The 19,029-nt window shown below is 63.5% G+C and carries 17 protein-coding genes and 1 riboswitch; of the genes, 11 read left to right on the top strand and 6 right to left on the bottom strand.

Annotated elements, in window-relative coordinates:
• Positions 1-57 precede the first annotated feature (57 nt).
• The 5 genes from K1177_RS04275 to K1177_RS04255 all read left to right on the top strand — a co-directional run bounded on the left by K1177_RS04275 (position 58) and on the right by K1177_RS04255 (position 6,436).
• A complete protein-coding gene (locus tag K1177_RS04275; protein ID WP_224702085.1) occupies positions 58-951 on the top strand; it encodes a carbohydrate ABC transporter permease in 894 nt (297 codons plus the stop codon).
• Positions 948-1,760, top strand: a complete 813-nt coding sequence (locus tag K1177_RS04270) for a carbohydrate ABC transporter permease (protein ID WP_224702084.1) — start codon at positions 948-950, stop codon at positions 1,758-1,760. Before K1177_RS04275 ends, K1177_RS04270 begins: the two co-directional genes overlap by 4 nt.
• A gap of 11 nt (positions 1,761-1,771) precedes the next feature.
• Positions 1,772-2,860, top strand: a complete 1,089-nt coding sequence (locus K1177_RS04265) for an ABC transporter ATP-binding protein (protein WP_224702083.1) — start codon at positions 1,772-1,774, stop codon at positions 2,858-2,860.
• A 112-nt stretch (positions 2,861-2,972) separates the two neighbouring features.
• The gene (locus tag K1177_RS04260) at positions 2,973-4,976 is read left to right on the top strand and encodes an aldo/keto reductase (RefSeq protein WP_224702082.1); all 2,004 of its coding nucleotides are present in this window, start codon (positions 2,973-2,975) and stop codon (positions 4,974-4,976) included.
• 229 nt (positions 4,977-5,205) lie between these two features.
• A riboswitch (FMN riboswitch) is annotated at positions 5,206-5,354 on the top strand.
• Between the two features lie 104 nt (positions 5,355-5,458).
• Entirely contained in the window at positions 5,459-6,436 is a 978-nt protein-coding gene (locus K1177_RS04255) for a DMT family transporter (RefSeq protein WP_224702081.1), read from the top strand.
• Positions 6,437-6,481: 45 nt separating this feature from the next.
• Here the strand turns inward: K1177_RS04255 and K1177_RS04250 are convergent, their stop codons facing one another.
• On the bottom strand, positions 6,482-7,597 hold the full coding sequence (locus tag K1177_RS04250; RefSeq protein ID WP_224702080.1) for a Gfo/Idh/MocA family protein: 1,116 nt from the start codon (positions 7,595-7,597) through the stop codon (positions 6,482-6,484).
• 131 nt (positions 7,598-7,728) lie between these two features.
• Between K1177_RS04250 and K1177_RS04245 the strand changes: the two genes are divergently transcribed.
• The 6 genes from K1177_RS04245 to iolB all read left to right on the top strand — a co-directional run bounded on the left by K1177_RS04245 (position 7,729) and on the right by iolB (position 14,611).
• Entirely contained in the window at positions 7,729-8,571 is an 843-nt protein-coding gene (locus K1177_RS04245; protein ID WP_224702079.1) for a MurR/RpiR family transcriptional regulator, read from the top strand.
• A 153-nt stretch (positions 8,572-8,724) separates the two neighbouring features.
• Positions 8,725-10,626, top strand: a complete 1,902-nt coding sequence (locus tag K1177_RS04240; RefSeq protein WP_224702078.1) for a bifunctional 5-dehydro-2-deoxygluconokinase/5-dehydro-2-deoxyphosphogluconate aldolase — start codon at positions 8,725-8,727, stop codon at positions 10,624-10,626.
• A 68-nt stretch (positions 10,627-10,694) separates the two neighbouring features.
• Positions 10,695-12,542 carry a 3D-(3,5/4)-trihydroxycyclohexane-1,2-dione acylhydrolase (decyclizing) gene (gene iolD, locus K1177_RS04235; protein ID WP_224702077.1) on the top strand — a complete coding sequence of 616 codons (1,848 nt, stop codon included), beginning with the start codon at positions 10,695-10,697 and terminating at the stop codon, positions 12,540-12,542.
• Positions 12,543-12,637: 95 nt separating this feature from the next.
• Entirely contained in the window at positions 12,638-13,555 is a 918-nt protein-coding gene (iolE, locus tag K1177_RS04230) for a myo-inosose-2 dehydratase (RefSeq protein ID WP_224702076.1), read from the top strand.
• A 62-nt stretch (positions 13,556-13,617) separates the two neighbouring features.
• The gene (locus tag K1177_RS04225; protein WP_224702075.1) at positions 13,618-13,866 is read left to right on the top strand and encodes a hypothetical protein; all 249 of its coding nucleotides are present in this window, start codon (positions 13,618-13,620) and stop codon (positions 13,864-13,866) included.
• The gene (gene iolB, locus K1177_RS04220; protein WP_224702074.1) at positions 13,808-14,611 is read left to right on the top strand and encodes a 5-deoxy-glucuronate isomerase; all 804 of its coding nucleotides are present in this window, start codon (positions 13,808-13,810) and stop codon (positions 14,609-14,611) included. The genes K1177_RS04225 and iolB overlap by 59 nt, the downstream gene beginning before the upstream one ends.
• A gap of 60 nt (positions 14,612-14,671) precedes the next feature.
• Here the strand turns inward: iolB and iolG are convergent, their stop codons facing one another.
• The 5 genes from iolG to plsX form a co-directional block, all read right to left on the bottom strand.
• The gene (gene iolG, locus K1177_RS04215; RefSeq protein WP_224702073.1) at positions 14,672-15,709 is read right to left on the bottom strand and encodes an inositol 2-dehydrogenase; all 1,038 of its coding nucleotides are present in this window, start codon (positions 15,707-15,709) and stop codon (positions 14,672-14,674) included.
• 225 nt (positions 15,710-15,934) lie between these two features.
• Entirely contained in the window at positions 15,935-16,390 is a 456-nt protein-coding gene (locus K1177_RS04210; protein ID WP_224702072.1) for a MerR family transcriptional regulator, read from the bottom strand.
• Between the two features lie 24 nt (positions 16,391-16,414).
• Complete coding sequence (locus K1177_RS04205) at positions 16,415-16,726, bottom strand: integration host factor subunit alpha (protein ID WP_224702071.1); 312 nt, start codon at positions 16,724-16,726, stop codon at positions 16,415-16,417.
• Between the two features lie 240 nt (positions 16,727-16,966).
• Positions 16,967-17,944, bottom strand: coding sequence for a beta-ketoacyl-ACP synthase III (locus tag K1177_RS04200; protein ID WP_224702070.1), 978 nt, complete (start codon positions 17,942-17,944; stop codon positions 16,967-16,969).
• Positions 17,941-19,011 carry a phosphate acyltransferase PlsX gene (plsX, locus tag K1177_RS04195; RefSeq protein WP_224702069.1) on the bottom strand — a complete coding sequence of 357 codons (1,071 nt, stop codon included), beginning with the start codon at positions 19,009-19,011 and terminating at the stop codon, positions 17,941-17,943. Before plsX ends, K1177_RS04200 begins: the two co-directional genes overlap by 4 nt.
• Positions 19,012-19,029: the final 18 nt, after the last annotated feature.

The raw sequence follows: 19,029 nt of genomic DNA, 5'->3' as shown, positions 1-19,029 counted from the left end.
AACCTGGTGCCCGGCCCTTCGGCAGTTATTTCGGTTGTGCATCAGGGAGGGTGACAATTGGCGCAAGCGCGACTTGATCGCAAGGAACAGATAACCGGCTGGGTATTCATCGCCCCGGCGCTGGTCCTGCTCGGATTGTTTATGATCTATCCCATCGTCTGGTCGCTCTGGATGAGCTTCCAGGTCGGCAAGGGGATGAATCTCAGCTTTGGCGGCTTTGCCAACATATTGAGGCTGACCAAGGACGCCGTTTTCCTTCGGGCCCTGGGCAACACCTTCACCTTCTTCATCTTCCAGGTGCCGATCATGATCGTGCTGGCGCTGCTGTTTGCAGTGGCGCTGAACGACTCGACCCTGAAGTTCCGGGGCTTCTTCCGCACGGCGATCTTCCTGCCCTGCGCCACCTCGCTGATCGCCTATTCGACCGTCTTCAAGTCCATGTTCGCCATCGACGGCGTCGTCAACCAGACGCTGATGGAGTTGCACCTGATCAGTGCGCCCATCTCCTGGCTCGGCGACCCCTTCTGGGCCAAGGTGCTTATCATCATGGCCATCACCTGGCGCTGGACCGGGTACAACATGATCTTCTATCTGGCGGCGCTGCAGAACATCGACCGCTCGATCTACGAGGCCGCCCGCATCGACGGCGTTCCTGCCTGGGCCCGCTTCCGCTACCTCACCATTCCCATGCTCAAGCCGGTGATCCTGTTCACCACGGTGATCTCCACCATCGGCACGCTGCAGCTGTTCGATGAAGTCTACAACTTCAGCGCCGGCACCGGCGGACCGTCGGATTCCACGCTGACGCTGTCGCTTTACATCTACAATCTGACCTTCAAGTTCATGCCGAGCTTTGGCTATTCGGCCACCGTCTCCTGGGTGATCGTGGTTCTGGTGGGCATACTGAGCTTCCTGCAGTTCATGGTTGCCCGTGACAGGAGGACGTCATGACCTTCGCCATGATCCGTCGCGGCCTCGTCTATATCCTGCTGTCGCTGGCCGCCTTTGTCTCGATCTTCCCGTTTTACTGGATGGTCGTGGGCGCCACCAACACCTCGGCCGAAATCATCAAGGGCAAGTCTTCGCTGGGTGATGCGCTGTGGCTCAATGCCACCGCCTTCTTCACCCAGGTGGATGCGGTGCGCATCTTCTGGAACTCGGGCGTCATCGCCGTGGTGGCCACCGTGCTCACGCTGGCAGTCTCGTCACTGGCCGGTTACGGCTTCGAGATGTTCCGCTCCCGCATCCGCGAGCGGCTGTTCGGCTTCCTGCTGCTGCTGCTGTCGATCCCGTTCGCGGCCATGATGGTGCCGCTGTTCGTGATGTTCAGCCAGGCCAAGCTGGTCAACACCTTTACCGCGGTGATCCTGCCGACCGTCGCCTCGATCTTCATCATCTTCTACTTCCGCCAGGCCACCAAGGCCTTCCCGCGGGAGCTGCGCGATGCCGCCAAGATCGACGGGCTCAAGGAATGGCAGATCTTCCTCTATGTCTATCTGCCGGTGATGCGCTCCACCTATGCGGCGGCCACCATCATCGTGTTCATGGCCAACTGGAACAACTACCTGTGGCCGCTGGTCGTGCTGCAGACGGCCGAGAACAAGACGATCACGCTGATCCTGTCGGGGCTGACGGCGGCCTATACGCCTGACTATGGCATGATCCTGTTCGGCACGGTGCTGGCCACCCTCCCCACCCTTTTCATCTTCTTCCTGCTCCAGCGCCGCTTCGTTGAAGGCATGCTGGGCGCGGTCAAATAAGGTTCAGAACCATGAGCAGTCTCAAGCTTACGGACGTTCACAAGACCTACGGGAAACTCGAAGTCATCAAGGGCGTGAACCTCGAAATCCAGTCCAAGGAATTCGTGGTCTTCGTTGGTCCCTCCGGCTGTGGCAAGTCGACCCTGCTGCGCATGATTGCCGGGCTCGAACACATCACTTCCGGCGATCTCGAGATCGGCGGCGTGCGCATGAACGATGTCGATCCCTCCAAGCGCGGCATCGCCATGGTGTTCCAGTCCTATGCGCTCTACCCGCATATGACGGTGCGCGAGAACATGGGCTTTGCCCTGCGCTTTGCCGGTGTCGCCAAGGACCAGATCGCCAAGCAGGTCAACGAGGCTGCCCGCATCCTGGCGCTTGAGCCGCTGCTCGATCGCCTGCCCAAGCAGCTTTCGGGCGGTCAGCGCCAGCGCGTCGCCATCGGCCGCGCCATCGTGCGCAATCCGGAAGTGTTCCTGTTCGACGAACCGCTGTCGAACCTGGACGCCGAACTGCGCGTGCACATGCGCATCGAGATCGCGCGCCTGCACAAGGAGCTGCAGACCACCATCATCTATGTGACCCACGACCAGGTGGAGGCCATGACGCTCGCCGATACCATCGTGGTGCTGCGTGATGGCATCATCGAGCAGGTCGGCAAGCCGCTCGACCTCTATGACAATCCGGCAAACCTGTTCGTCGCCGGCTTCATCGGCTCGCCAAAGATGAACTTCATGGCCGGCGTGGTGACAGCGTCCGGCCATGGCGCAGTGACGGTAGAGCTGACCAACCAGGGCAAGGCGCAGGTCATCCTGCCGCTGAGCGGCCCTGCCCCGGCCGTTGGCGCCGAGGTGACCGTGGGTGTTCGTCCCGAGCATTTCCAGCCTGCCGGCAGCGGCGGTTCGGAGATCACCGTGGGCATCGACGTGGCCGAGCACCTGGGCTCGACCAGCTATATCTATGCCAATACCAAGAGCGGCGAGCAGATCATCATCGAGCGCGAAGAGTCCCGCCACGAGCTGGGCACGGACACCATCACCGTGGCCATCGATCCGGCCAGGACCTTCCTGTTCTCCGCCAAGGGCGAGCGCCTGCGCTAGGCCCCTCCTGCATTCGACGGTTCGGCTCGGCCACTGGCCGCCGGGCCGCCCGGTTTCACCCCCACTGCCGTTCGCCCTGGTTTTCGGCGCGGCCAATCGATAGGACACAAAAATGACTTCCAAAATCCGCTGGGGCATCATCGGGCCCGGCAGCATTGCCAAGGCCTTCTTCGGTGGCGTCAACGGCAGCCAGCATGGCGTCATAGCCGCCATCGCCACGCGCGATCCGAGCAAGCCGAACCTGGCCACTGATTTCCCCGGCATCCGCGTCGTGCATGGCTATGACGCCCTGCTGGCCGATCCCGAAATCGATGCCGTCTATATCGCCGTGCCGCATACCGGCCACGCCGAATGGGCGATCAAGGCCGCCCAGGCGGGCAAACACGCGCTGGTCGAAAAGCCCTTTGCGCTCTCTGCGCATGAAATCAGCGCCGTGCTGCATGCCCACCGCAAGGCTGGCACCTTCGCGGGCGAGGCCTTCATGTATCGCCTGCATCCGCAGACCGCCAAGCTGCTCGAGCTGATCAAGTCCGGCGTCATCGGCGAAGTCCGCATGATCCAGTCCAGCTTCGGCTTCTCGATGGGCAAGTTCCAGCCCGGCCATCGCCTGTTCGCCTCCGACCTCGCTGGCGGCGGCATTCTCGACGTCGGCGGCTATCCGGTCTCGATGTCGCGCTTGATCGCCGGCGCGGCCCTCGGCAAGCCCTTCGCCGATCCGGTCAAGGTCGCCGGCACTGCCAAGCTCAATGCCGAAGGCACTGACGACTGGGCCGCTGCCGTGCTGACCTTCGAGAATGGCATTGTCGCCCAGGTGTCCTGCGCCGTGATGGCGAACCTCGACAACGTACTGCGCATCCATGGCTCGGACGGTCGCATCGAAGTGCCGGACTTCTGGTTCGCCGGTGGCGACCGCACCCAGGGCCTGGGCAAGATCGACATCATCAAGAACGGCAAGACCGAAACGATCAGCGTGGGCGAAGAGCGCCACGTCTATTCCTTCGAGGCCGATGCTGCCGCCGAAGCGATCCTCGCCGGTCGCCAGGAGCTCTCCGCCCCCGGCATGAGCTGGGACGACAGCCTGGGCAATGCCCGCGTGCTGGACAAGTGGCGCAAGGACGCAGGTATCGAATACTCCGTCGAGACCCCGGCCAAGCGCGTCAACACGCTGGACAACCGCAAGCTGGGCCCCAACACCGGCGTCATCCCCAAGCGCTCCATTCCGGGTCTTTCCAAGCAGGCCTCGGCCGTGGCCTTGGGCTTTGAGGATTTCCAGACCTTCGCTTCGGGCTCGATCCTGCTCGATGCATTCTGGGAAAATGGCGGCAATATCTTTGATACCGCCTTCATCTATGGCGGCGGCTATACCGAAAAGCTGTTCGGCCAGTGGCATGCCAGCCGCGGCACGCGCGAGCAGGCTGTGCTGATCGGCAAGGGCGCCCATAGCCCGCTGGTCTATCCCGATGTCATCGCCAAGCAGCTCACCCAGTCGCTCGATCGCCTGCAGACTGACTATGTCGACGTCTATTTCATGCACCGCGACAACACCGATGTTCCGGTGGGCGAATTCGTCGATGCCATGGATGCCGAGGTCAAGAAGGGCCGCATCCGCGGGCCGTTCGGTGGCAGCAACTGGACCAAGGAGCGCTTCGACGAGGCCGTGGCCTATGCCGAACGCACCGGCAAGACCAAGCCACAGGCCCTCTCCAACAACTTCGCCCTCAGCGAAATGCTGGTGCCGATCTGGGATGGCTGCGTCACCGCCTCCACCGACGATTGGAAGGCCTGGCTCAAAGCCCGTCAGGTCACCAATTTCTCGTGGTCCAGCCAGGGCCGCGGCTTCTTCACCGACCGCGCCGGTCGCGACAAGCTCGATAACGAAGAGCTGGTCCGCTGCTGGTACAATGACAAGAACTTCGCCCGTCGCGATCGCGCGATCGAGCTGGCCAAGCAGCTCGGCCAGAACCCGATCCACATCGCCCTGGCCTTCGTGCTGGAACAGGATTTCCCCTCCATCCCGCTCATCGGGCCGCGCACCCTGGGCGAACTCGACGACAGCCTCAAGACCTTCGACTTCAAGCTGACGCCCGAGCAGGTCGCCTGGCTCGACCGCGGCTAGAGGTTGATGGAGTGTTGAAATGAAGAGGGCCCCGGTGGGGCCCTCTTTTTGTTGGAGGCATGAGGATGTCGACTGAGGGCCGTGGCAGGCTCTTCTCCCGCGCGTCGCCGCATTGGTGCGAACAGAATTTCCGCAGTGTTCACCGAAAGACGCACAGTTACACCAAGGTGCGTGCTTGTTTGCCTGGCCTGCCTGCCTTATGTTCATCGTCGCGGGACGATAAAGCCCGCAATGTTCTCAGGGCGGGGTGCAATTCCCCACCGGCGGTAAAGGCGGCAACGCCAAGCCCGCGAGCGCCTTTGGATTTCGGTCCGAGGGGTCAGCAGATCCGGTGTGATTCCGGAGCCGACGGTATAGTCCGGATGAAAGAGAACGGGACCAACGCTGGCGCGCCGGCGTCTGCACCGCTTTGCGGGCGCAGATGCGGGCCGTGGCGAGCCTTCCCGTAACCCTGAGGAAACTGGTTACGGAAAGGATTATTCATGAACCACGTTTCCTCCCCATCGACCAACGGCGCCGCAACGGGCGCCCTGTTCATGGTCATCGCGAGCCTGGCCTTCGCCGGCTCCAACCTGCTGCAATCGGCCCTGCCCACCCCCGTCGAATATGGCGGCTATGGCATGAGCTCGACCGGCATGGCCTTCTGGCAATATCTGATTGCCTCGATCCTGGCCCTGCCCCTGATCTTCCGCATCGGTATCGACAAGTTGCGCACCACGCGGCCGCTGCTGCATGAAATCCGCGCCTTCGTCTCGGCGCTGGGTGTGCATGTGTTCGTGTATGGCTTCGCCACCGGCGTGCCGATCTGGCAGATGGTGACGCTGCTGGCCACCGGCCCGCTCTTCATCGTGCTGGCCTCGACGCTCTTCCTGGGTGAGCGCGCCTCCAGCGCCCGCATCCTGGCGTCCCTGGTCGGTTTCTTCGGCGCCATCCTGATCTCCGGGGTGGGCGAAGAGGGTCTCACCTGGTCGACACTGATCCCGATCCTGGCCGCCGCGCTCTGGGCCACCACCGACGTGCTGACCAAATACCTCTCCCGCACGGAATCGCCTGAGACGCTGACCATCTCGCTGCTGGTGCTGGTGACGCCCAATCACCTGCTGATCCTGCTGGCGGTGAATGCGCTGAGCTGGCTGGCACCGACCGTGCTGCCAGCTGGCCTCGCCAATGGCTTCCCCTTCGCCCTGCCCTCGGGCGATGCGCTCTGGCTGCTGCTCCTGCTGGGCGCGCTCACCGGCGCGGCACAATATCTGCTGAGCTTTGCCTATAAGGTCGCCGACGCCACCTATCTGCAGCCTTTCGGCGATCTCAAGGTGCCGCTGAGTGGCCTCTTGGGCTGGATGATCCTGGGCCAGGTGCCCTCGGTCTGGTTCTGGCCCGGCGCGTTGATGATCCTGGCCGCGTCCAGCTTCATCCTCTGGGTCGAAGGCCACAACAGCCGCCAGCCGAGCCTGGCCTGACGCAAACGCCGGCCCTGCCCATGGCCGGGGTCGGCGTTCCCACTGCTAGAGACTGACCCAAGCCTGATCCTGATGGCTCCTGGCCATGGCATGTACCGCCCGCTCGATGTTGAGGCCGGCGGCAAAATCGATCACGCGGGCCGGCTCGCCCGCAATAGCCCGCAAGAGCTCGTGGCATTCGATCAACTTGAGATCATTGAAGCCCAGCCCATGGCCGGGTGCGGGTATGAAGCGGTCATAGGGCGCATGCTGCGGTCCGGCCAGAATGGTGCGAAAACCCTGTGTCCCAGGGTCGCCATCGGCCAGATAGAGCTGCAGCTCGTTCATGCGCTCCTGATCATAGGCGATCGTGCCCTTGCTGCCGAAGATCTGCAGCGCGATGCGCCCCTTGCGGCCCCAGGCCGAGCGATTGAGCGCCATCACCCCACTGATCCCCTCGCCGATTTCAAACAGGACGCTGGCGATGTCGAAGGTCTCGACCGTCCGACGGTTACCATCCTGAGTCGGACGAGCAGCGTAGGGCTTTGAAAGATTGGCAAAAACCCGGCTTACCGGACCGAAGAGCTGCAGCAGAAGGCTCAGCGGATGCACGCCGAAATCGTCGAGCGCGCCATAGCCGGAGCTGGCCTCGCTTTTCCAGTAGAACAGCGCTTCGGGGTCAGCCATGAAGTCCTCGTCCATCTCCAGACGGACGTGGTTGACGGTGCCGATGGTGCCGGCATCGAGGATTTCCCCGATCTGCCGTATCAGCGGGTTCTGAATGTAGTTGTAGCCCAGTATGGCCGTGCGTCCGCTGGCGCGGGCGGCCGCATACATGGCTTGGGCATCGCCAAGGGTCACCGCCATGGGCTTTTCGCACCACACATGCTTGCCAGCCTGGAGAGCCGCAATGGCCATTTCGGCGTGGAAGGCATTGGGCGTGGTCACCGAGACCACCTCGACCTCCGGATCAGCGATCAGCGCGCGCCAGTCGCCCGTGGCGCGCTCAAAGCCGAACTCGTCGGCGCGCCGGCGAGCAAAGTCGGCGTGGTTCTCAGCCAGGTGTACCAGGCGCGGTCGCGGGCCGTCGCCGAACACGGCCTTGACGCCATTCCAGGCCAGCGCGTGGCACTTGCCCATATAGCCGGTGCCGATCAGGCCCACGCCGATTGTTGCTGTCATCGCATCCTCCCATGCTGGGGGACAAATTAGTCCATTTGTTCCAATCCCGGAATTGGCTTTGTGTTGGCACTTGATTGGCTGGCACTATTGGGGATTATGGGGCCGACACCGCGCCAGCAGCGAGCCATGCAATGACCGATGCCGCCGAAAAAGCCGAACCGCCGCAGGACTTTGATTCCCTGCGCCTGGCCATCCTCGAACGGCGGAGCGAATTGCCAAAACGGCTGACGCAGGTCGCCGCCTATGCGCTCGACCATCCCGACGAGATTGCCTTTGGCACTGCGGCCAGCATTGCCGCCTCTGCCAATGTGCAGCCCTCGACGCTGGTGCGCTTCGCCCAGCATTTCGGCTTCGATGGCTTTTCCGGGCTGCAGCTGCTGTTTCGGGCCCGATTGCGGGAGCGCACGTCTTCCTATGAGGAGCGGCTGCGCACACTGGAGCAGAACGGCCCTGCCCTGGCCGAGAGCACGACGATCTTCAACGGCTTCGTGGCCGCTGCCCACCGCTCCATCGATGCCGTCGCTGCCGCGGTGGACCCCGCAGCCTTTGAGCGCGCGGTGACCATACTGGCCGAGGCAGAAACCATCTATCTCATCGCCAAGCGGCGCTCCTATCCCATCACCAGCTACATGGCCTATGCGTTCGGCAAGCTGAAGGTTCGCTCGCAACTGGTGGGCACCTCGGCAGGCATCGACGATGACCTGCTAGCCATGGCCACGCCGCGCGATGCTGCCTTTGCCATCAGCTTCTCGCCCTATGCCTCGGAAAGCGCCGCCCAGGCCCGCTCCATGGCGGGACGCGGCATACCGGTCGTGTCGCTTACCGATTCGGCGTTCTCCCCGCTCAGCGAGTGCTCGCGTGAGTGGTTCGAGGTGGTGGAGGCCGATCATGCCGGCTTCCGTTCCCTGTCGGCGAGTATGGCCTTTGCCATGGCGTTGACGGTCAGCATAGCGGAGAAGCGGCGCCGCGGCTGACGTTTCGCGTTTGGAATGTACATTCCATATTGACGGATATTCGAAACCGATGTTTCATGCCGGCCAACCAGCCTGCTGGACAATTCAACATCGGCCAACGGCCATTTGGGGAGGACGGCGCCAGCGCCTGCCCGCCCCGAAAAAGGAATACACATGCTCGACGTGATCACGATCGGCCGCGCCTCGGTCGACCTCTATGGCCAGCAGATCGGCACAAGGTTGGAAGACATCGGCAGCTTCGCCAAGTCGGTGGGCGGTTGCCCGGCCAATATCGCTGTGGGCACGGCGCGGCTGGGGCTGAAGTCCGCGCTGATAACCCGCGTGGGCAATGAGCAGATGGGCCGCTTCATCACCGAGCAATTGGCCCGCGAAGGCGTCGAGACGGCCGGCATCACCACCGATCCCGAGCGCCTGACGGCGCTGGTGCTGCTCTCGGTCGAGGCCGAGGGCGTCTCGCCGATGATCTTTTATCGCAGCGACTGCGCCGATATGGCCCTGTGCGAAGACGACATCGACGAGGCCCTGATTGCCTCGGCCAAGTCCATCGTCGTCACCGGCACGCATTTCTCGCGCGCCAATAGCGAAGCGGCGCAGAAGAAGGCCATCCGCATTGCCAAGGTCAATGGCGCCAAGGTGGCCTTTGACATCGACTATCGCCCCAATCTCTGGGGTCTGGCGGGCCATGAAGCCGGCTTCTCGCGCTATGTCGCTTCCGACGTCGTCTCGCAGAAGTACAAGTCCATCCTGCCCGACTGCGACCTGATCGTGGGCACCGAGGAAGAGGTGCTGATCGCCTCCGGCGAGGCCGATCTGCTGGCGGCGCTCAAGACCATCCGCTCGCTTTCCAACGCCACCATCGTGCTCAAGCGCGGTCCCATGGGCTGCATCGTCTATGACGGCGCCATTCCCGATGATCTCGAAAAGGGCATTGTCGGCAAGGGCTTCCCCATCGAGGTGTTCAACGTGCTGGGCGCGGGCGATGCCTTCATGAGCGGCTGGCTGCGTGGCTGGCTGCGCGGCGAATCCCACGCCACCAGCGCCACCTGGGCCAATGCCTGCGGCGCCTTCGCCGTCTCGCGCCTGCTCTGCTCGCCCGAATATCCAAGCTGGACCGAGCTCAGCCATTTCCTCAGCAAGGGCAGCAGCGAGCGGGCCCTGCGCAAGGATGCCGAACTCAACCATCTGCACTGGGCCACCAATCGCCGCCGCCAGATCCCCAGCCTGATGGCGCTGGCGATCGATCACCGCAGCCAGCTCGAAGACATGGCTGGCGGCGATGCCAAGGTGCTGGCTCGCATTCCGGCGTTCAAGGCGCTGGCGGTGCAGGCCGCCCTGCGCATTGCCGATGGCCGCCCCGGCTTTGGCATGCTGCTTGATGACAAATATGGCCGCGACGCGCTGTTCGCTGCAGGCTCCCTGCCCGATTTCTGGATCGGCAAGCCGATCGAGTTGCCCGGCTCGCGCCCACTCAAGTTCGAGTTCAGCCAGGACCTCGGCTCGCGCCTGGTCGACTGGCCGGTGGATCACTGCATCAAGGTGCTGTGCTTCTACCACCCCGACGACGATGCCGCGCTCAAGCAGCAGCAGATCGAGACGCTGCGCACCGCCTATGAGGCTGCCCGCAGAATAGGCCGCGACCTGCTGATCGAGATCATCGCCGGCAAGCATGGCGTGCTGGGCGAGGACACCATCGCCCGCGCCATGACCGAAATCTATGACGCCGGTCTCAAGCCGGACTGGTGGAAGCTCGAACCGCAGACCAGCGCGGCCGCCTGGGCGGCCATCGACACTGTGATCGAAACGCGCGACCCCTGGTGCCGTGGGGTGGTGTTGCTCGGGCTCGACGCCAGTCATGAAGCACTCGAAGCCGGCTTCACCCTGGCTCGCGGTTCGCGCAGCGTGCGTGGCTTTGCCGTCGGTCGCACCATTTTCGCCGATGCGGCGCGCCAGTGGCTCGCCGGCAACTTGAGCGATGACGCAGCGGTGGACGACATGGCGCAGCGCTTCGGCGCGCTGGTCGCGGTCTGGGAACGGCTGGGCCAAAGCGCCGCGTAATACGCCGCGCACAAGCATGCTAGAATGACACGAAGGCGCCCGACGCGCCCACGACGAGGATCAAGGCGATGAGCCCCAAGACAGTTCGACTAACGATGGCCCAGGCCGTGGCCCGGTTCCTGACCATGCAGAAGACCGAGATCGACGGCGAGATCATGCCGATCTTTGGCGGCATCTTCGCCATTTTCGGGCATGGCAATGTCGCCGGCATCGGCGAGGCGCTGCATGGCATCAAGGACACGCTGCCCACCTATCGCGCCCAGAACGAGCAGGGCATGGCCAATGCGGCCGTGGCCTATGCCAAGGCGAGCTTCCGCCAGCGCTTCATGGCTTGCACCACCTCGATCGGCCCCGGCGCGCTCAACATGGTCACGGCCGCCGCGCTGGCCCATGTGAACCGCCTGCCCGTGCTGCTGCTGCCCGGCGATGTCTTTGCCAACCGCCTGCCCGATCCGGTGCTCCAGCAGGTGGAAGACTGGGGCGATGGCAGCGTCACCGCTAACGACTGCTTCAAGCCGGTCAGCCGCTATTTTGACCGCATTACACGCCCCGAGCAGATCATCCCGGCCCTGCGCCGCGCCATGCAGGTCCTGACCGATCCGGCCGAATGCGGCCCGGTGACCCTGAGCCTCTGCCAGGATGTGCAGGCCGAGGCCTATGACTATCCCGAGAGTTTCTTTGCCGAGACCGTCTGGCGCGTGCGCCGGCCGATGCCCGATGCCGACGAATTCGCTGCCGCTGCAACGGCGCTGCTGCATGCCAAAAAGCCCGTGATCATCGCCGGCGGCGGCGTGCTCTATTCGCAGGCCAGCACGGCGCTGCGCAATTTTGCCGAGCGCTATGGCGTGCCGGTGCTCGAGACCCAGGCCGGCAAGTCCAGCCTGCCGAATGATCATGCGCTCAACATGGGTTCGGTCGGCGTTACCGGCACCTCCGCCTCCAATAGCCTGGCCGAAGAGGCCGATGTGGTGCTGGCGGTCGGCACGCGCCTGCAGGATTTCACCACCGGTTCCTGGGCGCTGTTCAAGAACGATGACCTCAAGATCATTGGCCTCAATGTCCAGCCCTTCGACGCGCACAAGCACCGCGCCCTGCCCCTGGTGGCCGATGCCAAGGCCGGGCTCGATGCCCTCAATCAGGCCCTGACCGGCTGGCAGGTGGAGAGCGCCTGGACCAGCCAGGCCAAGGCCGGCAAGGAGACCTGGCTGGAAGCCGCCGACAAGGCCACGGCCACCACCAATGCCGAGCTGCCCTCGGACGCCCAGGTGATCGGCGCCGTGCAGCGCGCGCGCGAAAACGCCGTGCTGGTCTGCGCCGCTGGCGGCCTGCCGGGCGAATTGCACAAGCTGTGGAAGGCCAATGGCCCGGGCAGCTACCACATGGAATATGGCTTCTCGACCATGGGCTACGAAATCGCCGGTGGCCTCGGCGTCAAGCTGGCGCGGCCGCAGGACGATGTCGTGGTCATGGTCGGCGACGGCAGCTACATGATGATGAACTCCGAGATCGCCAGCTCGGTCATGCTGGGCGCCAAGCTCACCATCGTGCTGCTCGACAATGCTGGCTATGGCTGCATCAACCGGCTTCAGATGGCCACCGGCGGCGCCAACTTCAACAATCTGTTGAAGGACACGCACCATGTCACGCTGCCGGGAATCGATTTTGCCGCGCATGCCGCCGCCATGGGCGCCCTCACCCGCAAGGTGAGTTCCATCGCCGAGCTGGAAACGGCGCTGCAGGAAACCGAGGCCAATGACCGCACCACGGTCATCGTGATCGATACCGATCCGTTGATCACCACCGATGCCGGCGGGCACTGGTGGGATGTCGCCGTGCCCGAGGTCAGCGACCGCCCGCAGGTCAATGCGGCCCGTGAAGCCTATGTGCAGGCCCTCAAGGCACAGCGCGCCGGCTAGTCACAGCCATTCCAAAATTCAGTGTCATTCCAGTCCCTGGCTGGAGTGACACGACATATTGACGAAGCCCCATGGGCTAGCATTCGGAGCATAAAGTGAAAGCAAAACTCGGCATGTCGCCCATCGCCTGGTGGAACGACGATCTGGTGGAACTGAGCGACGACGTCTCGCTGGAAGAATGCCTGCGCCAGTCGCGTTCGGCAGGCTTCACCGGCATGGAAAAGGGCCGCCGCTTCCCCGACGATCCCGATGTCATGCTGCCCATCCTGAGGGCTGCCGACGTGACGCTGTGCGGCGGCTGGTTCTCTGGCACGCTGGTCGATGAAGATCTCGCAGCCAACAAGGACCGCATCGCCCCGATGATCGCGCTGTTCAAGGCGGTGGACGCCCCCTGCATCGTCTATGGCGAAGTGGGCCGCTCCATCCAGGGCAAGCGCGAGATCCCGCTGGCGCAGAAGGCCAAGCTCTCCGATGACGAGATGAAGGCCTATGCCCGCAAGGTCACCGAATTCGGTGAATGGTGTGCCGAGCAGGGCATGCCCCTGGCCTATCACCACCACATGGCCGCCGTGGTCGAGACCGAGCCCGAGCTCGATGCCTTCATGAAGCACTCTGGCGCCGGCATTCCGCTGCTGCTCGATGCCGGTCACCTGGCCTTTGCTGGCGGCGACGTGCTGCGCGCTATCGACAATCACCACGCCCGCATCAGCCATGTGCACGTCAAGGACGTCCGCATGGATGTCATCAACAAGCTCGACCGCACCAAGCAGTCGTTCCTCGATGCCGTGGCGCTGGGCGCCTTCACCGTGCCGGGCGATGGCTCGCTCGATTTCGGCGCCATCGTGCAGAAGTTCGCCGACTATGGCTATGAGGGCTGGTTCGTCGTCGAGGCGGAGCAGGATCCCAAGGCCAACCCGCCGCTCAAGATGGCTCAGGTCGGCCACAAGGAACTGATGCGGGTGATGACCGCGGCCGGCTACACCGTCGAGACGCAGGGCTTCCCCAAGGGGTGAGTTTTGCCCCTGCCCTGTGCTAGAGCTAGCCAGACGCAATCGAAACGTGAAGGCAGAGCGGCGTGAAGGCAAATGAGGTAAGCTGGTTTCGTCCGCTGTGGCGACGCCTGTCAGTGGCGGTGTTCCTGACGATCTGGCTGGCATGGGAGCTGTTCTGGACCAAGGACCAGTTCTGGGCCTTCCTGGTCGGGGCCGCCCTGCTCTATGCGCTCTACAACTTCTTCTACGCGTTCCCCAAGGAGGACCCCACCAATGGCGACCAACCCCAACCTCCGCGTCCGCCCGAAGGGAACGACGGGCCAGGTGCATGATGTCACGCCGGCCAATGCCGGCTGGCAATATGTCGGCTTCGCGCTGCACAAACTGAACGACGGCGAGGTGGCTGGCGGTCAGGCCGGTGCCAATGAGCTGTGCCTGGTGCTGGTGAGCGGCAAGGCCCGCATCTCGGTGGACGGCGTCGATCTGGGCGTGATCGGCGAGCGCATGTCGCCGTTTGATGGCGCGCCCTGGGCCGTCTATGTGCCGCTGGGCAGCGAGTGGGTGGCCGATGCCACCACGGCGGTCGAACTGGCTGTCTGTGCCGCCCCCGGCGGCGGCAATTACACCGCGCAGGTGATCCCACCGGGCCGGCACCCGCGCATCACCCGTGGCAAGGGCGCTAATGTGCGCCATGTCTACAACATCATGCCCGAGGACGATGGCGCGGCCCATTCGCTGCTCGTCGTCGAGGTCATCACCCCGCAGGGCAATACCTCGTCCTATCCGCCGCACAAGCACGACCAGGATAACCTGCCGCATGAAAGCCAGCTGGAAGAGACCTATTTCCACCGGCTCAACCCGCCGCAGGGCTTTGCCATGCAGCGCGTCTATACCGATGACCGGAGCCTGGATGAAGCACTGGTGATCGAGGACGGCGATGTGACGCTGGTGCCCAAGGGCTATCACCCGGTGGCTACCACGGCGGGCTATGACCTCTATTATCTCAACGTCATGGCCGGGCCCAAGCGGGTGTGGAAGTTCCACAATGCGCCAGAGCATGAGTGGCTGCTGAAATAGTCCAAATGAAAAGGCCGCCCACCGGGCGGCCTTCGTGTTTCCGGCGTCAGAGGCAGGGCCTCAGCGGCCCTGGAACACGCTCTTGTCGGCCATGACGCCGGTGATCTCGCTCACCTTGACGGCGCGGCCTTCCTGGATCGACTTCAGCGCCGCATCGGCCAGTGCCAGGGCGATCAGGCCGTCGATGCCGCTGGGCGAAGCCGGAGACTTCGATTCCACCGCGTCGATAAAGGCGGTGATCTCGAGGGCGTAAGCCTCGGTGTAGCGGGTCATGAAGAAGTCATGCAGCGGCGGACGGGTGTAGCCCTTGGCATTGGCGACTTCGATGGAGACCGGGCGCTGGTTCTCGGCAGCAACGGCGCCCTTGGAGCCGTGCACCTCGATGCGCTGGTCATAGCCATAGGTGGCGCGGCGCGAGTTGGAGATGGTGGCATGCTTGCCCGAGGCCGTCGCCAGCATCACCGACACGCTGTCGTGGTCGCCGGCTTCGCCGATGGCCTTGTCGACCAGCACGGAGGCCTGGGCCGAGACGGTCTCGATCTCCTCACCGAGCAGGAAGCGGGCCATGTCGAAGTCATGGATGGTCATGTCGCGCAGGATGCCGCCCGAGCGCTTGATATAGTCCACCGGCGGCGCGCCGGGGTCGCGGGAGATGATGGTGACCATCTCGACGTCGCCGATCTCGCCCTTGGCGATCACATCGCGCACGGCCATGAAATGGGGGTCGAAGCGGCGGTTGAAGCCGACCATCAGCGTGCCGCCCTCGGCATCGACGACCTTGAGGCAGGCCTTGACGCGCTCGACACTGAGGTCGATCGGCTTCTCGCAGAAGATGGCCTTGCCGGCCTTGCTGAACTGCTCGATCAGGTCGGCATGGGTATCGGTGGGGGTGCAGATCACCACCGCATCAATGTCCTTGGCCGCCAGGATGTCGGCGATGGAGCGCACTTCGCAGCCATACTGGGTGGCGAGATCGGTGGCCGCCTTTTCGAAGGCGTCGGCCACAGCCACGAGCTTGGCCTTGGGATTGGACGACACGGCCTTGGCATGCACCTTGCCAATGCGGCCAGCGCCGAGCAGGCCGAAACGAACGGTCATTTGGTAGTCTCCGGTATGCGCGCGAACAGCGCGGGTCAGTTCACTCAGGCCAGGCCGCAGCGGGCAACAGCATCGAACTGGCCGCGCGGCGAGATAGCGTCGAAACCACGGCTTGCGCCCGGTCTCGGCCCGGGCAATTGACACGATGGTTCTGTTCCGAAGTCAATACGGAATGATCATTCCAAATGCCGCACCCACCATTCGTTGCAGGGCGGCGACAGGCAATCAGGCCTCGCGGGCCCGCTCCAGGATGCGCTTGCACTCAAGCAGTTCGCGCAAGACGTCTGACAGCTTGTCGCGCGACTCCCGGTCCAGCGCGGGGCTGCTGAGCATTACGGCCTCTTCGAGCTCGGCTTCATCACCGGCAGCCTCGGCCTGTTCGATCAGCGGCAGGATGTCTTCGAGCGGCTTGCCCTCGCCCACCGCGATCACATAGCGGCTGCCCTGATCCTTGAGGATGCGCTGCACACCCTTGATGGTAAAACCCTGGTCATAGAGCAGATGGCGGATACCGCGCAGCAGCAGCAAATCGTCAGGACGGTAATAGCGCCGCCCGCCGCCGCGCTTGAGCGGCTTGATGGTGTTGAATCGGGTCTCCCAGAAGCGCAGGACATGCTGTGGCAGGTCCAGCTCTTCGGCCGCTTCAGAGATTGTCCGGAAGGCGTCTGGCGACTTGTCCACGAAGGCTGAGACTCGCTGGATGGCTTATTTCCCAGCACCAACCATAGATTTGTTGATCTTGGACTTCAACACGTTGGACGGTTTGAACACAAGAACCTGCCGGGGCAGGATGGGCACTTCCTCACCCGTCTTGGGGTTGCGACCGATGCGCTCGTTCTTGGAGCGGACCTGGAAGGAACCAAACGAGGAAAGTTTGACGTTCGAGCCCGAAATCAGCGCGTCGCCGATCAGTTCGAGCACACGTTCAACCAGTTCGGCCGACTCTGTTCGAGACAGGCCGACCGAGCCATAGACAGCTTCTGCGAGATCAGCGCGTGTTACCGTTTTCTGCGTCATTCAAAACCCCGTATCGCCCGAATGGTTGTTTCCCGGTATCCGATACCCCGATCGCGCCATGTCGCCATGACCCTGATCAAGCCTGGGCGGCCAGGTATCAAACCGCAGGATTATGTCCGTTCAGTCGGCGTAGTTCGACCCGCATATGTCTATTTGTGAGGCCGATCCAACACCGCATCCTCCACCCAAGGAAGACACTAACGCCTTGAAACGGCTCAGGTCAATCACACCTACGAGAGCTTACCAGCGAATAAGTGAGGCGCCCCAGGTGAAGCCGCCGCCCATCGCCTCGAGCATGACGAGGTCGCCCTTTTTGATGCGCCCGTCGGCCACGGCAGCGCTCAGGGCCAGGGGCACGGAGGCGGCGGAGGTGTTGGCGTGGATATCCACGGTCATGATCACCTTCTCGGGCGGCAGGCCAAGCTTGGCCCCTGCCCCCTCGATGATGCGCTTGTTGGCCTGGTGCGGCACGAACCAGTCCAGGTCCTCGACGGTGTAGCCCGCCTCCTCCAGCGCGGCATAGACCACGTCGGTGATCTTGCCGACGGCATGGCGGAACACTTCGGGACCCTGCATGTGCACATGGCCAGTGGTGCCGGTGGTCGATGGACCGCCATCGACATAGAGCTTTTCCCAATGGTGGCCATCGGAGCGCAGCGCCGAAGCGAGAATGCCCTGTTCGGGGGCGTCGTCATCGAGTTCGATCTTTTCGAGCACGACGGCGCCGGCGCCGTCGCCAAACAGAACGCAGGTGGTGCGGTCGTTCCAGTCGAGCAGGCGCGAGAATGTTTCCGCCCCAATGACAAGCGCGCGGGTGGCAAGACCGTTCTTGATATAGCTGTCAGCGGTGGCAACGGCATAGACGAAGCCCGAGCATACCGCCTGCAGGTCAAAGGCCATGCCGTGGTGCATGCCCAGCTTCATCTGCACCAGCGTCGCGGCAGCGGGAAAGGTGTAGTCCGGCGTGGTCGTGGCGACCACGATCAGGTCGATGTCGTCGGGGGTCACGCCGGCGGCCGTCATGGCGCGTTTGGCGGCCTCGACGGCCAGATCAGAGGTGAACTGACCCTCGGCCGCAATATGGCGCTCCTTGATGCCGACCCTTTGCTGGATCCACTCATCGGAAGTATCGACCATGGTGGCCAGTTCAGCGTTGGTAAGCACCCGTTCAGGCAGGTAGCCGCCGACACCGCGGATAATGGTACGCGTCTTGGTCACGCCGGTTTCGCCTCGGGTTCTGAGTCAGGGGCGGCTGGTACCGCCTTGATGGGAAAGCGCTTCATGGTTTCGCCGATCTTGTCGATCAGGCGGCTGCGCGCCATTTCATAGGCCAGGCTCAGCGCGCTCTTGTAGCCCACTTCATCGGTGCCGCCATGCGATTTGATGACGATGCCGTTGAGCCCCATGAACACGCCGCCATTGACCGTGCGCGGATCCATGCGGCGGCGCAGGGCATTGAGGGCCGAGGTTGCAAAGAGCGCACCGATGCGGCTCATCAGGCTCGACTTGAGCGCGCTCCGCAAATAGGAGCCGACCTGGCGCGCGGTGCCTTCGGCGGTCTTGAGTGCAATATTGCCGACAAAGCCCTCGGTCACCACTACATCGACGGTGCCCTTGCCAATGTCGTCGCCTTCGACAAAGCCATGATAGGTAAAGCCCGAGCCGCTGGCCTCGGTCAGGATGCGCCCCGCTTCCTTGATCGATTCCAGGCCCTTGACCTCTTCGGTGCCCACATTGAGCAGGCCAACGGACGGCGACTGGTCATCGAACAGGCAACGCGCCAGCGCGGAACCGAGAATAGCGTAGTCGACGAGCTGCTGGGCGTCGGCGCCAATGGTCGCGCCCATGTCCAGCACGACGATGTCCGAACGCAGGGTCGGCCAGAGCGCGGCAATGCCCGGACGGGAAATGCCTTCCATCGGACGCAGGCAGAAGGTGGCCATGGCCATCAGCGCGCCGGTATTGCCGCCGGAAACGGCCACGTCCGCCTCGCCGTCCTTGACGGCCTGGATCGCCATCCACATCGAGGAGGTTCCACGTCCCTTGCGCAGGGCCTGGCTGGGCTTTTCGTCCATCGCGATGACCACGTCACAGTGGCGCACGCTGGAGGCAGCCTTGAGGGCCGGGAATTCCTCGAGCAGGGGCGCGATGGCGTCCTGGCGCCCGTGGAAGATGAACCGTGTGTTCTTGCGCTCCTTGAGCTGCAAGTAGGCGCCATGGATGACAGCGCGCGGCGCATTGTCGCCGCCCATGGCATCCACTGAAAGTGTTATTGTATCGGTCATTTCCGCCCGTTTTCGGCC

The organism is Devosia aquimaris (genome assembly GCF_020169335.1).
In the GTDB taxonomy this organism is placed as follows: Bacteria; Pseudomonadota; Alphaproteobacteria; order Rhizobiales; family Devosiaceae; genus Devosia; species Devosia aquimaris.
This window is presented reverse-complemented; position numbering and strand designations above follow the sequence as displayed.

Coding starts and splice junctions, on each gene's coding strand:
- K1177_RS04265 (WP_224702083.1), top strand. CDS start 1,772: ATGAGCAGTCTCAAGCTTACGGACGTTCACAAGACCTACGGGAAACTC.
- plsX (WP_224702069.1), bottom strand. CDS start 19,011: ATGACCGATACAATAACACTTTCAGTGGATGCCATGGGCGGCGACAAT.
- K1177_RS04250 (WP_224702080.1), bottom strand. CDS start 7,597: ATGACAGCAACAATCGGCGTGGGCCTGATCGGCACCGGCTATATGGGC.
- iolB (WP_224702074.1), top strand. CDS start 13,808: ATGGCGACCAACCCCAACCTCCGCGTCCGCCCGAAGGGAACGACGGGC.
- K1177_RS04255 (WP_224702081.1), top strand. CDS start 5,459: ATGAACCACGTTTCCTCCCCATCGACCAACGGCGCCGCAACGGGCGCC.
- K1177_RS04205 (WP_224702071.1), bottom strand. CDS start 16,726: ATGACGCAGAAAACGGTAACACGCGCTGATCTCGCAGAAGCTGTCTAT.
- K1177_RS04245 (WP_224702079.1), top strand. CDS start 7,729: ATGACCGATGCCGCCGAAAAAGCCGAACCGCCGCAGGACTTTGATTCC.
- K1177_RS04260 (WP_224702082.1), top strand. CDS start 2,973: ATGACTTCCAAAATCCGCTGGGGCATCATCGGGCCCGGCAGCATTGCC.
- iolD (WP_224702077.1), top strand. CDS start 10,695: ATGAGCCCCAAGACAGTTCGACTAACGATGGCCCAGGCCGTGGCCCGG.
- iolG (WP_224702073.1), bottom strand. CDS start 15,709: ATGACCGTTCGTTTCGGCCTGCTCGGCGCTGGCCGCATTGGCAAGGTG.
- K1177_RS04270 (WP_224702084.1), top strand. CDS start 948: ATGACCTTCGCCATGATCCGTCGCGGCCTCGTCTATATCCTGCTGTCG.
- K1177_RS04240 (WP_224702078.1), top strand. CDS start 8,725: ATGCTCGACGTGATCACGATCGGCCGCGCCTCGGTCGACCTCTATGGC.